Source organism: Vibrio sp. 10N.222.49.C9, assembly GCF_041474985.1.
Taxonomy (GTDB): Bacteria; Pseudomonadota; Gammaproteobacteria; order Enterobacterales; family Vibrionaceae; genus Vibrio; species Vibrio crassostreae_C.
This window is the reverse complement of the sequence record NZ_JBFRVD010001522.1, coordinates 1-319: the sequence shown is the minus strand read 5'-3', so window position 1 is coordinate 319 and position 319 is coordinate 1. Positions and strand designations below refer to the sequence as shown.

Sequence of the window (319 nt, the reverse complement as noted above, 5' to 3'; positions counted from 1 at the left end):
GGAAATGACAATAACGAACAGCTGCCCTTCCACTTCAGGGATAAGAGAGAGCATTACCACACCAAGGATTAGCCCGGCAAAGGTGCCACTGATCCGATGAAATAGCTTTTGTTTGGTGGAGCTAAAGTTACGCTGACAGACAAACAGAGTGGTCAGCAGTATCCAGAACCCATGCTCAATGGAGAATAATTCAATGATGCCATAACCAACGGTGAGTGCCGTTGCGAGCCTTATGGCATGGCGAAATAGCACTGATGAAGGGGAAAGGCTGTCGCTAATTCGCTGCCACATCTGTTTGGCGGTATGCGCGGTTCTATCA

At 48.6% G+C, this 319-nt stretch carries 1 protein-coding gene; it reads right to left on the bottom strand.

The window, feature by feature from the left end:
- On the bottom strand, positions 1-319 hold a 319-nt coding region (locus AB4585_RS29065; protein WP_372172266.1), incomplete at both ends, for an FUSC family protein.